We start from the raw sequence: 15926 nt of genomic DNA, 5'->3' as shown, positions 1-15926 counted from the left end.
GTCTGATAACCACACATTGATGCTTTGCCGGGCATGATGAATTTTTTTATCAACCAAAATTCAGTTATGAAAAATTGTATTTGCGATGTAAAGTGTAGTCCGTTTCCTTTTAAAAAAGTACTCCGTTATGTTGAAATTTTGACTTTTTTTTCATTGATAAACCTGCAGGGATTTGCATTTATTGGAAGTGCAGGTGAGATAAAAAACGAGTACAATCATGCAGTAGACCAAACAGTTAAAGGTGTTGTAAGAAATGAAAAAGGACAGCCGCTGGGAGGCGTTTCGATAAAAGTAAAAGGTAAATCAGGTGGCACAAAAACCAATGCCGATGGTAGCTTTTCAATAGGAGTAAAAGCAGGCGATATATTAATCTTCTCCTACGTTGGATATTCAAATGCTGAATTGAATATTACAACGCAAAGCAGCGTTGAAGTAACGTTGAAAGAAGGGGATAGCAAACTGGATGAAGTAGTGGTAGTGGGCTATGGTACACAGAAGAAAGCAAACCTTACAGGTGCAGTACAGGTTATTACCTCAAAAGATTTGGAAAACAGGCCGGCAGCCAATGTTACAGCATTGTTGCAGGGAAATGCCAACGGGATAGCATTTAGCTCGCCTTCCTCTGGCTTTGCTCCCGGCGCGGCACAAACTATTGCGATCAGGGGAACAGCTTCTTTAAACAGCAGCACTCCTCCTTTAGTAGTGATTGATGGAATCCCTACTAACATGGAAGATTTTAATACACTGAATCCGGATGACGTAGAAAGTATAACTGTTTTAAAGGATGCTGCTGCCAGCGCTATCTACGGATCCCGTGCGCCTTATGGGGTGTTGATGGTAACTTTAAAGAAAGGAAGGAGAAATCAAAAGCCAATATTTACGTATTCAGGCAATTATTCCATTGTAAAGCCGATCAATTATCCTAACCCTCAGGATGCATATACCTTTGCCCTGGTAAGAAATGAGTCATATCTCAACTCTCAGCAGAGCGTATATTTCAATCCTGATCAACTTGCAATCATCAAAGGCAACGTTGAAAATCCTGGTAAGTATACACAGGAGGAACTGGTACCCTTGTTGGCAGATGGATCCTGGGGATGGGGGCAAAATGGAATGACCAATACTAACTGGTTTAAGGTATGGCTGAAAAATTCGCAGAGGCAGTCACATGAATTGTCGCTTAGAGGGGGGACTGAAAAAACCAATTATTTTGTATCCGCAGGTTATCTTAATCAACCCGGTATTTTCAAATTTATTTCAGATATTGATAACTACAAACGTTTCAGTCTGAATGGCGGGTTTAATACGGATATCAATAATTGGATCAAGCTGGGTTTCCGTACCCGTTATTCTTTGGCCAGAACGGTTGCCCCTACATTTCAAGGTGCTGGTATGGGATTGCTATATGGTTTTATGTATGGTGCATGGCCGGTTGTTCCGGTGAAGAATCCCAATGGAGAATACAATCAATCCAGTCGTATTAATCCCGGAATCCAGGGAGGTCAAAGCGATAATGATGAGCATCGCCTGGATAATGTGCTGGAGTTGAACCTTAACCCTGCAAAAGGTTGGGATATACATGTGGACGGTACATGGAGAATGTTCTTCCAGGATTACCAATCTTTAAACAACCAGGTGATTGATCGTTTTTACGCTGATGGAAGAACAACGACTTCCGGCAGTTCTTCCATTTCAAAAACAAGTAATTTTTCCAATTACTGGACCATCCAGGCTTATACTTCGTATAATAGGAGTATAGGTAGACATTTTGTTAAAGTACAAACAGGTATTCAGGCAGAGGAAACAAATAACCGCGGTTTGTCAGGAAGTGGCAAGAATATGCTGATCCCCAATAACTATTCCATCAATCTGTCTCAGCAAAACAAGACAGCAAGCGATGCTATGAGCACATGGTCCACGATGGGATATTTTGGGAGGCTCAATTATGATTATGGTGGACGTTTCCTACTTGAGTTAAACGGGCGCTATGACGGATCTGCGCGTTATGCACAAGATAAACGTTGGGGTTTTTTCCCTTCAGCTTCAGCTGGATGGAATGTGAGCAATGAAAAATTCTGGGATGGCGTAAAACGAGTTGTAAATTTCGCAAAGTTACGTGTTTCTTATGGTACGTTGGGCGACCAGGGTAATATCGCCAATTTCTTGTATATACCTACATTATCGGTAAGCCCTAACACTCCTTGGGTATTTGGCAATCAAACCGTTCCTTATGTAAATACTCCGGGCATACTTAATCCTGATATCACCTGGAATAAGATTACCACCTTTAACATAGGAGCAGAGACGAAGTTTTTGGATAGCAGGCTTTCTGCCGAGCTTGAATGGTTTAACAGGCGCTCATGGGATATGTTAGGACCTCCCAGTCCTGTCCCTTCTGTATTGGGCACTTCTGCCCCTTATGTAAACAACGCGGCATTTGTTACCAAAGGTTTTGAATTGCAATTAGGCTGGAAAGATATGATCGGTAAAAAGCTAGACTATGGAGTACGTATATATGTTGCCGATGCACAAAGTACCATTACCAAATATAATGTGGCTAAAAATTATATAGGACAATGGTATCCCGGGATGAAAATGGGTGATATCTGGGGCTATCATGTTGAACGGTTATTAAATACTGGTGATTTTAACCCGGATGGTACTTTAAAGACAAGCCAGAATTTATTCAGTTCCAAATGGTATCCCGGCGATGTGAAGTACGAAAAATTAGATGCTAAACATCCGAATGAGATCTATACTGGAGATGGAAGTGTTGAAAATCCCGGCGACAGGAAAATAATAGGAAACACTACTCCAAGGTACAATTACAGCGTGAATGTAAATGTGGGTTATGCTTTCAATGAGGCAGGACGGCTTGATTTTTCCATGCTTTTGCAAGGGGTAGCTAAACGGGATCAGGTAGGTAACTACTCTATGTATTATTGGGGAATGGGATCAGAAACGGGCAATAACTCAGATGTGAATGTTTACAAAGGAGAAAAGCAACTTGACTTTTATCGCGATGCAACAACGTCACCTGAATTATTGGCGAAGCTGGGAACTAATACGAATGCGTTTTTCCCCAGACCCTATATAGGAGGTGATGGGTTTAAAAACTTCCAGCCCAGCGACCGGTATCTAATTAGCCTTGCCTATATGCGTGTGAAAAATGTACAATTAACATATAGTTTGCCTACAAGGTGGCTTCAAAGAGCAAAGCTGCAGAGCTGCAAAGTGTATTTTTCAGGTGAAAACATGTTTACATTCCGTTCCGCTTCATTGCCATATTGGGTTGATCCGGAAATGCCGGCATCTAATTCTTACAGCAGCTGGGTGGGTAGAAACTATTTTCAGCAAGCTAATTACTCGTTTGGTATCAACCTGGGATTCTGATTATTTCATTCAAAAGTTTAAACAATGAAAAAGGAATATTTTAACTACAGAAACAGCAATTGGCCCAAATGGATACTTGGAATTGGCATTGCCCTGTCATTTGCTTCCTGTAAAAAGTTTTTAGATAAAGGTCCCCTCGATACCTTGTCTCAGTCAAACTATTGGCAAACTGCCCAGCAACTGGATATGTATATTGTTGGCAAGTATAGCTGGTTGCCCGAAACCAACTTTTGGGCGGATGATGTTTCCGATAATATGATGGGAGGCGGTTATGTTGGAGGCTTCAAAGGTTACATGAATGGGCAAACAGTTACACCTGTTGATGCCGGTAGCGGCGGATGGAGTTGGAGTCATGTATATGAAATTAATTATTTCTTCGATAATTACCAGAAGTGCAAGGAACCGCCAGCTGCCTACCAGCAAACGTTGGGTGAAGCCTGTTTTTTAAAGGCATATGTTTATCACAATCTTGTAAAAATGTTTGGTGATGTCCCCTGGTATTCACATGTGATCAGTCCGAATGATCAAGAGGCATTAACCAAAAAAAGAGACAGTCGAGCCCTTGTGGTGGATTCTGTGATGGCATTGATTGATAGATCTATTCAATTGTTAGGTACAAAGTCGGCTGTTGGTGTTAATAGAATCAATAAAGAAACAGCCCTGATTTATAAATCAAGGGTAGCGCTTTTTGAAGCAACATGGGCCAAGTATCATGCAGGTACGCCTTCCAGTTCTACTGCAAATGCCAATGTCTATTTCCAGAAAGTAGTGGATGCTTATACTCAATTGAAGTCGCTGTCGGGAAACTTTGCCGGTATGGTTTATAACACCGGTCATCCAGATAAAGATTACTTCAATTTATTTAACCGTGAAAATTATGCTGACATTAATGAAGTTACACTAAGCCGTACTTATTCAAACAATATTACTGGTGCCAACGGCAACGGCCTTAATTGGTGGACGACAGTTGGATATTTTAACCGGGGATATACTTTGGGATTGATACAAAGCTTCCTGGATAAAAACGGGCAAACAATAGATGTCACAAATGTTGCGTTATTCCCAAAGAAAGGAGCTTCCTGTTTAACTGATCTGAAAGCGGCATTGGATCCCCGTTTGGGACAGTCAATATTTGTACCGGGCGATCATTTTAATAATGTACTTGAGCCAAACAGAGTATACACTGTTTGCGAATACCTGGGCACGAATTATTATAACGCTACTGCTACAGGTTACTGGCCAAAGAAAGGGAATAATCCTGATATTAATTACAACAATCAGTCTGGTAATCCAACTACATCAGCTATCTGTTTCCGGGTTCCTGAAATCATGCTCAACTATGTTGAGGCTTATGTTGAGCTGAATAATGCTTTACCAGATCTGACAGATAATATAGACAGGATCAGAGGAAGGGTTGGAATGCCTCCTTTAACCGGTAATTTACCAACGGTAGATGCTACCTGGCCCAATTACGGATATGCAGTTTCTAATATGCTGGCAATAGTACGCAATGAAAGAAACACCGAACTGTTTGGGGAAGGTTACAGGACAGACGACTGGAAGCGATGGAGGGCACATGCTTTATTTAGCGGCGATGCAGCAAGGCCCCGTGGATTTAGATACGATCCTGCAGATTATGACGCTGCTACTAATACCACACTGTCTCAACAGTTGGACAGTAAAGGCTATTATGATCCATGGAAATTGACACTTCCAACAGGGCTCAAATTTAGACCTGAGAAGGATTATTTAGCACCAATCCCTTTGGAAGATATTACCAGGAGTAATAAAATGCTTACACAAAACCCGGGTTGGGATACCCCCTAAAGGACAATAAGGATGTATTGATGATTAATATCTGAATAATTATTCCGGCGCGTGGCTTCACGCACCGGAATAACTTTGATTTCATCATCAGGGTATATTTAAATCTTATTTTAATGCTCCGGCCACCGTTTTTAGAGAAGGTGATGAAAAGAACTATTTTTGCCTGACGGTTCACAAAGTAGAGAAGGCGTGATTTTATTGCTGAAGAAGGTACCTCAGGAAATGGACTATGTTTTGGAGCTTACATTTTAAGGTAACATGTTATTAAATACATGAATATTTTTATAGCCGCAACTTTTTTGCTATCAGCAGAAGCTGAATGTTTTATTTTTTAATAAAGTCTGGATCAATTTCGACATGAATAGAATAAAAGCCCTTATAATATCATTTCTATTTTGCCTGCAAGGGTTCTCTCAACAAGTCACGCCGGAGATGAGCATCAAAGCACAGGTGCAGTACTATAATGGAAATAGACCCGAAAGATGCCTGGATGTTGATTTTAAAAACAACCGGTCCATCGTTACCGTGAATGATGCGGTGTGGGAGTGTAAAAGAGAAAAGGGCGCCGCTGCTGACAACAAAGAAACAATCCTTACTTTTCAAGTGGCGAAAGGCAACGCAAGCAAGGCCGGCGTAGCTGTAAACTTTTTGTTCAGTAATTGGGAGGTTGACAATTATGTTATTATGCCTGCGGCAGCATACAACGGTAACCGTTTTGATGTACTTGATTACGGCTATCCCCCTTTATTTAAGAAAAAAGACTACAATAAAGACCTGCCTGTAACCATTACCAATGTACCCCGGTTGAATAAGTATGAAGGAGAATCGGAAATGGATTTGAATACAGGCGATCTTTCCACTCCGGGAGTGGGGATCTATTTTCCGAAAACGAAGAAGGGTATCTGGATATTGACAGAGCAGGCTACCGAACTGGGTAACAGTGTTTTAGTTTTTAAAGAAAATGAAAAACGAAACAAGGCGGAGTTTATCATTGCTGCGCCATGCGTGAGGCAGAAATACTATAGTATGGCCAGTTTATCGACTTCAAGGGAAACAGGTGCAGATCTGAAACAAGGTGATAAAGTGACCATCCGATATAGGGTTTATACATTCAACCATCTTTCGTCACCTAAAGATTTAAACAATCAATTTCTAAGTATTCGTAAAAGCTTCGCCACTTCTGTCCGTATCAACCAGTTGCCTTTCAGTAAGGCGTTTGAGTTAATGGAAAGGCAGGAAAGCGATTGGTGGAGCGCCCAGGATAGCTTATATACTTTAGGTGGTGACAGTTGGAACTTGAAATGGCAATTAGGCTGGGTAGGTGGTTTGATGGTTACGCTGCCTTTAAGTGAAATCGGGGCTGACAGTTCCGCAGACAGATCATTTAAGAATTATCACAAAATAATCACCCAAAGTCAGGCGAAGAGTGGGTTCTTTTATGGCTGCGGCAAAGGCAAGGTTTGGTGCAGCGATTGTTTTTGGGAGCCACATCCTGATAATTTACTCCTGTTGCGCAAGAATGCGGATGCATTGTACTTTACTTATAAGTATTGTTTTTCACAGCAATTGAAAAATAAGAATTGGACCATGCCCGTAGCATGGCAAGCACCCCTTCATAAATTATCCGAAGCATTTGTAAATCTCTGGCGGGAAAATCACCAGTGGGGTCAGTTCATTGATATCGAAACGGCCGAAATAAAGGTGGGCGGCAGCAACAGCGCAGCTATGGCGATTGCTGGGTTGGCTTTGGCATCGAAGTTTGAAAATAAGTCGCAATGGCTGGCGGTAGCCAAAGAAGTAGCACGTTATTACTACAAAAATTTCACTGTAAAAGGAATTTCATGTGGAGGTCCCGGCGAGATATTGCAGAACAACGATGCTGAAACGGCTTTTGCTATGCTTGAATCATTCATGACCATGTACGAGGTAACAAAAGAAAAAGAATGGTTGCATTATGCCGAAGATGCAGCTGCTTTTTGCGCTACCTGGATGGTTACTTATGATTACAAATTTCCTGCATCCTCTTTGTTTGGTCAATTAGATATGAAAACTACCGGCGCTGTATGGGCCAACACGCAAAACAAACACGGCGGTCCAGGCATCTGCACATTGTCCGGCGACTGCCTGCTTAAGTTGTACAGAGCTACCGGCAACAAATTATACTTAGGTATGGCTTATGATGTAGCGCATAACATCATGCAATATATTGCAAGGGCCGATCGTCCCATCAAAGACCAACATGTTGGCTGGATCAATGAGCGGGTAAACCTAAGTGATTGGGAAGGGCATGAAAACATAGGTAGCGTATTTCATGGTAATACATGGGCGCAGGTGAGTGCTATGCTTACCGTAGCGCAGATTCCGGGTATCTATGTCAATCCTGTTAAAAAGGAATTGGTGGTATTTGACCATGTGGAGGCGAAACTGAACGGCAACACACTTACTATTTGCAATCCTACAAAATTTGATGCGAATGTTCGGGTGTTCGTTGACAATAATCCAGCTCAAATTTATCCGCAGGGATTCATCAGCACTTGTCCTGTTGTATTTATAAAAGCAGGTAAGACTATGTTGATGACATTATCCGGGATGAAAAAGTGAAGTAAGTTTATTAAACTTCGGTTTTAAAGTAAGGATAATGTTGATGTCTAAAAGTATTTATGAATATTAAACCGACTATTTAAATGATAAGGAAAGTAGTTTTTTTTTACTTGTTTTTTGCATTATTGATACCGGACATTTTTGCACAGAAAAAGACATTAAATGATTTCAATATTGCGTGGTCGTCGCCGGGAATAAACTCGCAGGGGTCAATGCCGCTTGGTAATGGCGATATTGGCGCTAACATTTGGGTGGAAGCTAATGGGGACTTGGTTTTTTATGTCTCCAAAACTGATGCATGGGACGATTTGGGCCGGTTGTTGAAATTGGGAAAAGTACGTGTATCTGTTACACCTAACCCCCTGGATGAAGGGAAATTCTTACAGGAACTGAAATTGCAGGATGGAGAAATCTTTATCAGTTATGGCAATGCTAAAATAAGATGCTGGATAGATGCTAATCATCCGGTGATACAGGTGGATATAAAAAGTAGAAATCCAGTGAATGTACGGGTGACTTATGAAAACTGGCGAAAAGAGCGGCGGCCGCTACTTGGCTATGATGGATGGGGTGTTTGGGGCATTGGTGCTAAACAGGTGTCGGAGGATTGTGAGAAAATAGTGTATGAGGAGGCTGATTCGTTGCAATTGAACAACAGCAATAGAATTGTTGCATTTCACCACAACGTTAATTCCATTTGGAGCCATAATCTTCAAATACAGTCCTTGTCAACATTTAAAAATAAAGATGTGGATCCTTTGCTCCACCGGAATTTCGGGCTTATGATTGAAGCGGCAGGAATGAGCAATATTTCTGACACGGTGCTTACCACCAAAAAGGCGGCGGGCAATTTTCTAATCAATATTTTTCCGCTCACGCAGCGAGGTAGTGTAGCACAATGGAAGCAAACACTATTTGCCCGCGCAGCATCCATTAGCGCCATTCCCGTGGCAAAGCGGGAAGCGGCACATAAGGCGTGGTGGAAGCAGTTTTGGAACCGCTCGTATATTTTCATTACAGCAAAGGACCCTGCTAACAGGAAAGAGGCAGAAACGGTAACACAGGGATATATTTTACAGCGTTTCATTACCGCCTGTAGTGGCAGAGGTAATTCGCCCATAAAATTTAACGGCAGTATTTTTACTGTAGATACTTATAACCGTGTTGGCGATTATAAGAACCTGAATGCTGATTTTCGCCTCTGGGGCGGATGCTACTGGTGGCAAAATACGCGCCTGCCTTATTGGTCTTTGCTTGCAACCGGCGACTTTGATCTGATGCAGCCACTATTTTCTATGTATATGGAGGCATTGCCTATCCGAAAAGCAGCGACAATAAAATATTACGGGCATGCAGGTGCTTTCTTTCCAGAAACAATGAACTTCTGGGGCACATATGCCGATGGTGATTACGGATGTAATAGAGATACCCTTAAAGATGGCTATGCCAAAAACCCCTATATCCGTTATTACTGGCAGAGTGGCCTGGAATTGTCGCTGATGATGCTGGATTACTATTCATTTACAAGGAGTAGCCGGTTTGCGAGAGACACGTTGGTTCCGTTTGTTTCGGAGATTCTTACTTTCTATGATCAGCATTGGAGACGTGGTAAGGACGGGAAAATTCTCTTCGACCCCGCTATGTCCTTAGAAACCTTTCACTCGGCAGTGAATCCATTGCCTGAAATTGTTGGCATAGCCACTGTGGCCGGAAAAATGCTTTGTCTGCCCTCGGCGCTTACAGGAAAAGAGAAAAGAGAGCAGTGGACTAAGCTGGTGAGCGATTTACCGGCTTTGCCCATCCGGGTAGTAGGTAATGATACGTTGCTTGCACCGGCGTATACATATAGCAATAAGGCCAATATGGAAAATCCAGAGTTATATGCCGTTTTTCCATACAGGATGTTTGCACTCGGCAAGCCCAATGTGGAGTTAGCCAGGAGAACGTTTGCTGCAAAAACACATAAAGAAAACGGGGGCTGGCAGCAAAATTCTATTCAGGCCGCTTGTCTTGGGTTGTCGGAAGACGCAAAGAAAATGATTGTAGAAAGCTTTTCAAAATGGGACACCGGCTTCCGTTTTCCTGCCTTCTGGGGCCCCAATTATGATTGGACACCTGATCAGGATCATGGCAGTGTGGCTTCCATTGCGCTACAGCGCATGCTCTTGCAATACGACAGTGAGGAGGTACGGCTTTTACCCGCCTGGCCGAAAGAATGGAATGTGCGTTTTAAGCTAAGAGGGCCGGGGAGGAAAGTTTTTGAAGGCCTGGTTGATAATGGAAAGCTGACACGGAAGCAGAAAATGGCAAGATGATGTCAGATATAAAAAAGTTCGTAAACAGTTTAACTGATATATAATGAAGTCTCTATTAGCACTATTACTAGGCATGTTCGCCTATGCAGCCGCTCCTGCACTGGCTCAAAAAGGGAGCCTACGGCCCGTTGCGGATTCGGTTTACCGTTTAGAAAATGCCACGGTGACGGTGAAGAAAGATCAAATTACTGCTTCTACCGGTAAATTGGAAAGGATTTGGAAATGGACTGGCAGTGGTTTGCAAACTACCAGTCTCAAAAGTTTATTACGTGGTAAAGAGTATGTGCAAATTAATCCAAAGATGAAGAGCGACTGGAGCCTGCCCGGCGCTATCAACGATTCTTCAATAGCGAAGCTAGTTAGTGTCGCCGTTACAGAAGGTAATGATGAAGGGTTTAGTAATAAATATCTTCAAATTATATCTACAATAGAATATCCTGCGTCTGCATTGTTGGTGCAACATGTGATATGGGTATACCCCGATGCAGTAGGCATCCGTACTCAGTTGCGTCTCAAAGCCATGGAGGGATTTGTTGCCAAGAATATTAGGGCAGAAGAAGAAAAGGTGAATAGCTATGGGTACAATATGGAACTGCCTGGTCCTCGTTGCGATTATCTGCCTTTGAATTTTGCTGTAGAAAACCAGCGTCGCTATTGGGGGTATTATAATAATCCCGGAGGAAGACATGATCCCAGCCGTGATATGCTGGAGGAAAAAATAGTAACGGGCTATCCGCTGTTTTTACCTGAAGACAATAACTGGGCAAGCGGAATTAGTGTTGAATATAAGAAGGGGAGCGAAGGGGTTACCCTGGTGAAAGAATCACCTAAATGCGTAAATCAGCAGGGACATCTCACCGGTAGTTTTTATTCCGGCCCCGATGGATTAATGGTAACCGGTTGGGGACTGGGCGCTGAGGAAATTGTGGCCGATCGTTTCCGGGAATGCTGGGCTACATGGACCATTTTATGGGATGGTGGTAATGACGGCATGCAACTGGCATTGAAAAAATTTGACCGCACCCGTTACCCTGTTTTTCCGGAAAGGGATATGTTCATCCTTAGCAACACATGGGGCCCTGCAGACCCTGACGGAGCAAGATTTACGGAAGAAGACTATTTGATGAAAGAAATTCCGGCCCTGGCAGATGTAGGGGTGGAAGTAATGCAGATTGACGATGGCTGGCAAAAGGGAGGGCGCTTTGGAGATGCCAGGGATTTTGAACCCCGTTACAAAGATGGGTGGGAAACAATTAAAGCACAGGCCGATAAATTCAATCTTCGTTTCGGGCTTTGGGTAACAGCAAAGTATTGTACAGCGGAAGAAATGAAAAAAAATATTGATGCTTTGGGATTTATTTCCTGGAAAGTGGACTTTGATCAATTGCATGATCGCAGAGACTATGAAGACCGGATAAAAAAGTACCGGGATGTGATGAAGTATGCACCCATGAAAACACAATTCACCCTATGTCCCGAATACGATGATCCCCGTTACGGCTGGTATTATTGTAAAGAATATGGAAGCATTTATTTTCAAAATATACAGGAAAGTTTGCCGGCACATTTAACGATGGTTCCTTACCAGGTGTTGCGTCAGCATTGGTTAATGGCTAAGTATTTCAACAGTAATAAATTGCAGGTATTACTGCAAAATCCAAAGCGTTCTAACGCTGAACGAAGCGATGCACCGCAATATAGTCATTCCTATACCTTTGCCATGGGTATACCCTTTGTACCATGTTTTTTTCAAAGCGGCCAGTATCTTGATCCACAGGGACATGCTGAACTGAAAAAATTCATAGCATTGTATAAAGAGCACAGAAAGAAGATGTTCACTTCTTATACCTTCCCGATAGGTGATAAGCCTGATAATGAAGGTTGGTCCGGGTTTCAAATGATCAGTGAACAGGGCGTGCTGAACAACTATTTACTACTGTTCAGAGAATTACATAACGAGGAACAGGCAAAAAAAGTAGCCCTGAAGTTTTTGGCAGGTAAAACGATCAAAATTATTAATCTGCAAACAGGAGAAGCCATGTTGAAAAAAGCTGATGCCAGCGGAAATATCAGTTTTTTTATCAAGCGTCCTGCTGATTTCCTGTTTTTGAAATACGATGTGATTTCCAAGTAGCCTGTTTTGCGTCCAGCGGAAATTGGCAAATAAGGCTTTGGTGAGAGGATATCAGGGGATGGGTTTTTCAAATTCATAGCCTGGTTCATTCACCGGGGCTTTCTTGTGTGATATAGAGAGTACCTAAATACTCCGTTTATCCAACAGAGCATAACAGAGTGACCATTAGATCAATACAAAAAGATTGTTCATCTATCCTTTAACAGTTCCAAATTATTTAGGAGAAATTGTAGTTTCAGCATGTAACGACTAAATTCGTAGATATAGTTCTTTAAATAAGCCGCCAGAGGGTTGTTTGCAAATTATTGAAAATGAAAAAGGCCCGCAATTGCGGACCTTTATAAATAGTTGATAACCAAGGTGCCCAGAACAGGAATCGAACCTGCACTCCGTTGCCGAAACAAGATTTTGAGTCTAGCGCGTCTACCAATTCCGCCATCTGGGCAATACTTTTATAAGAACTCTCCGCGTCAATTGCGGGATGCAAATATAGAAACTCTTTTTTAATCTCCAATATTTTTTTTCATTTTACCTGATATTTTTTTCCGCTGCCGTTCTTAGATGGTAGAACTGAAACCCTGTAAATAGGCTACCATAAAGTGTTTGATGTGTACTGCCCCGGGTTTGTTTTATCGCGTAAAAATTTTACGACCACCTTCCCGGTTCACTAAAATACCGTACATTCAGAGAATGGAAAACACGATTCATATAGGGCTTATAAGGGAGGAAAAACAGCCGCATGACAACAGGGTGGCGTTTACACCCAAACAATGTGTTTGGATACAACAGCACTTCCCACAGGTACGCCTATACGTACAACCATCTCCATGGCGCTGCTTTAAAGATGAAGAATATGAAAAGGCCGGAATTACACTGCGGGAAGATCTTTCCCGCTGTTCTGTTCTGATGGGTATTAAAGAAGTGCCGGTAGAAAAATTAATAGGAGGGAAGACCTACCTGTTCTTCAGTCACACGAAAAAGAAACAGCCGCATAACCAGCATATGCTGCAGGCCATCCTGGAAAAAAATATAACGCTCATCGATTATGAATGCCTGGTACACCCGGATGGGCAGCGTATCCTGGGCTTTGGCTTCTTTGCCGGTGTGGTAGGGGCGCACAATGGTCTGATGGCTTACGGCGAGAAAACCAAACTGTTTCATTTTAAAAGAGTACATACCTGTCATGATTTCCAGGAACTAATTAGCCATTATTTTGGGATCAAGCTACCTCCCATGAAAATGGTGATTACCGGCTCCGGGCGGGTGGCAGCGGGCGCCCTGGAGATTATGGGATTGCTCGGTATTAAGTACATTCCACCGGAAGAATATCTCATCAACAAGTATAGCTACCCGGTATATACCCAGTTGAAAGCGGGAGAGTTGTACCTGCGCAAGAATGATAAAACCTATAGCAGGAATGACTTCCATGCACATCCGGAGGAATATGAATGCCGTTTCCTGCCTTATGTTACTGTCAGCGATATTCTTATGAACGGTATTTATTGGGACCATAATATTCCTCCACTCTTCCAGCCGGATGATCTCAAAAAAGATAATTTCCATATCCAGGTGATCGCGGATATTACGGACGATACCAATGGATCGATACCCTGTAACCTGGGCGATAGTACTATCGAACAACCGGTATACGGCGTTAACAGGGATACCATGGCGCAAACGGCGCCCTATCTTCCGGGTACCGTTGATATGATGTGCGTGAGCAATTTGCCAAATGAACTACCACGCGACGCCTCGCAGTATTTCGGCGACCAGCTCATGAAATACGTGTTTGAAGAATTGCTGAAGGAGGATAATGAGATGATCCGGAAGGCCACCATCGTCGATAAGGGCCAGTTGACACCCACTTTTCAATACCTGGAAGACTATGCCAGGGGAATTTAAAGGCTACCGGCCCCAGCAATTTCCAGGTTGCTTCGAAGTACCGGCGGTTGTTTGTTCACAGAAATCACTTCGCCGGATTTTTCTTAAAAATAGATAGACCTATCTATTTTTAAGAAAACTTTTATACCTTAGCAGCTCAAACAAGGTTATGAAGGAAAAAGTAAAAGTGAGAGACCGGATTCTGAATGTGGCCACCGATTTGTTTTACCACCAGGGATTTAACCAAACGGGAATCAACCAAATCATTGCGGAAGCCGATATTGCCATTGGCTCATTGTATAATCACTTCCCCTCCAAAAACGACTTGCTGCTGGCTTACCTGAGGAAGCAGGAAGAAGAATGGTTTGAGGGCCTGGAGAAATTTACCCAGGGTATCAGTCATCCCCGCGAAAAAATATTGAAGTTTATCGACTACCGGATTGCACAGCAGCAGCCTGACTTTTATGGCTGTCCTTTTATTAAAATTATTGCGGAGATAGGAACGCAGGACCAGCAAGTGCAACAGTTGGTGGAAGGCCATAAGAACAGACAACGCATGCTGTTGCAAGGGCTTTTTCAGCAACTGGATTATGATGGTCCGGTAGATAGGAAACTGCTGGCGGATAATTTTTTCTTAATGGTAGAGGGAGCCACGGTAAACGCCACTATCTCGAGGAATATTAAGGCCCTGGAAGGGGTCAAAAAGTTTATCAGGAAAATGATCTCCTGATTTGTCAGTCCCTTAGCCGGGACTTTTTTTAAAGCTAAATATGAATAGATATATCTATCTATTTCATTTTCCATCAAACCAATAAATATGATACCTCGCGATGAAACCTTTAAGGGTACATTTCCCTTTGCGCCTCATTTCAGCACGGCGCCTGGATTTAATATGCACTACGTGGATGAAGGTAAAGGGCCGGTAGTGCTTTGTTTGCACGGAGAACCCACCTGGGGCTATTTATTCAGGCACCTGGTCCGCGAGCTTGCTAATATCCACCGGGTCATTGCTCCCGACCATATGGGGTTTGGGAAAAGCGAAACGCCGGCCGGCCGTACATATTGGTTGCAGGACCACATCGATAACCTGGAAAAGCTGGTGCTGGGCCTCGATTTGCACGATATCACCCTGGTGATGCATGACTTCGGCGGCCCTGTTGGAATGGGCCTGGCAGCAAGACATCCGGAGCGTATTGCCGCGGTAGTGAGTGTAAATGGCCCCGTTGCTTTTGGGCAACCGGGCCTGCCAGCTGCTTTGGAGGCCAATGCGCAGGAATCGCCCTGGTTCCGCTGGATATTGCAGGCCGCGAAGGAGGAACGACTAGAAAGCGTACTCAATGAAAGCAGCTACAACATCCTCAGCACGCTGAAGCTAAATGGATTTGAGCGTAACGATCTCATTACCCCCACCTGGCTGGAAGCTTATGGCGCGCCTTTTCCAACTCCGGCCGACTGCGCCGGCGTGCTGGGATGGGCCGCAGGGTTTGCCGCCGGCGCCCATCAGTTTGAAAAACCCGATTCAGCGGCGTTGGAAAAGATCAGTCATTTGCCGGCACTCGCCATCTGGGGAACCGCCGATCGTACACTGCATGCGAAATATTTCCTTCCGCTATTCCGGTCGCTGTTCCCGGAAGGAGAGGTGTATGAGCTGCCACAAGCAGGGCACTATAGCCTGGAAGATGCGCCTGATGCAATAGGAGCGCTGATTACCCGGTTCCTGGAAGCGATCACCGTTTCCGTTATTTAATTTTTTTTATTTATAAATAGATAGATCT

The 15926-nt window shown here is 43.3% G+C and carries 8 protein-coding genes and 1 tRNA gene; 8 read left to right on the top strand and 1 reads right to left on the bottom strand.

Features of this window, described 5'->3' with window-relative positions; genetic code table 11:
• The first annotated feature begins 66 nt into the window (after positions 1 to 66).
• The 5 genes from HGH90_RS00795 to HGH90_RS00775 all read left to right on the top strand — a co-directional run bounded on the left by HGH90_RS00795 (position 67) and on the right by HGH90_RS00775 (position 12270).
• Positions 67 to 3393: a SusC/RagA family TonB-linked outer membrane protein gene (locus HGH90_RS00795; protein ID WP_169190125.1), complete on the top strand. Its 3327-nt coding sequence runs from the start codon at positions 67 to 69 to the stop codon at positions 3391 to 3393.
• 24 nt (positions 3394 to 3417) lie between these two features.
• Positions 3418 to 5220: a RagB/SusD family nutrient uptake outer membrane protein gene (locus tag HGH90_RS00790; protein ID WP_169190124.1), complete on the top strand. Its 1803-nt coding sequence runs from the start codon at positions 3418 to 3420 to the stop codon at positions 5218 to 5220.
• A 525-nt stretch (positions 5221 to 5745) separates the two neighbouring features.
• The gene (locus HGH90_RS00785; RefSeq protein ID WP_169190123.1) at positions 5746 to 7821 is read left to right on the top strand and encodes a hypothetical protein; all 2076 of its coding nucleotides are present in this window, start codon (positions 5746 to 5748) and stop codon (positions 7819 to 7821) included.
• A gap of 83 nt (positions 7822 to 7904) precedes the next feature.
• Positions 7905 to 10136, top strand: coding sequence for a DUF5703 domain-containing protein (locus tag HGH90_RS00780; protein WP_262888534.1), 2232 nt, complete (start codon positions 7905 to 7907; stop codon positions 10134 to 10136).
• Positions 10137 to 10179: 43 nt separating this feature from the next.
• The gene (locus tag HGH90_RS00775) at positions 10180 to 12270 is read left to right on the top strand and encodes an alpha-galactosidase (RefSeq protein ID WP_169190121.1); all 2091 of its coding nucleotides are present in this window, start codon (positions 10180 to 10182) and stop codon (positions 12268 to 12270) included.
• Positions 12271 to 12631: 361 nt separating this feature from the next.
• On the opposite strand, the gene HGH90_RS00770 is transcribed toward HGH90_RS00775, so the two are convergent.
• Positions 12632 to 12715 (bottom strand) — tRNA-Leu (locus HGH90_RS00770).
• A 245-nt stretch (positions 12716 to 12960) separates the two neighbouring features.
• On the opposite strand from HGH90_RS00770, the gene HGH90_RS00765 reads away from it, so the two are divergent.
• From HGH90_RS00765 to HGH90_RS00755, 3 genes are all read left to right on the top strand, one after another.
• Positions 12961 to 14172 carry an NAD(P)-dependent oxidoreductase gene (locus tag HGH90_RS00765; protein ID WP_169190120.1) on the top strand — a complete coding sequence of 404 codons (1212 nt, stop codon included), beginning with the start codon at positions 12961 to 12963 and terminating at the stop codon, positions 14170 to 14172.
• A gap of 148 nt (positions 14173 to 14320) precedes the next feature.
• Positions 14321 to 14881: a TetR/AcrR family transcriptional regulator gene (locus tag HGH90_RS00760; protein ID WP_169190119.1), complete on the top strand. Its 561-nt coding sequence runs from the start codon at positions 14321 to 14323 to the stop codon at positions 14879 to 14881.
• Between the two features lie 87 nt (positions 14882 to 14968).
• A complete protein-coding gene (locus tag HGH90_RS00755; protein ID WP_168765601.1) occupies positions 14969 to 15898 on the top strand; it encodes an alpha/beta fold hydrolase in 930 nt (309 codons plus the stop codon).
• The last annotated feature ends 28 nt before the right edge of the window (positions 15899 to 15926 follow it).

Origin of the sequence: Chitinophaga sp. Ak27, assembly GCF_012726295.1 — a bacterium.
Classification (GTDB): Bacteria; Bacteroidota; Bacteroidia; order Chitinophagales; family Chitinophagaceae; genus Chitinophaga.
This window is presented reverse-complemented; position numbering and strand designations above follow the sequence as displayed.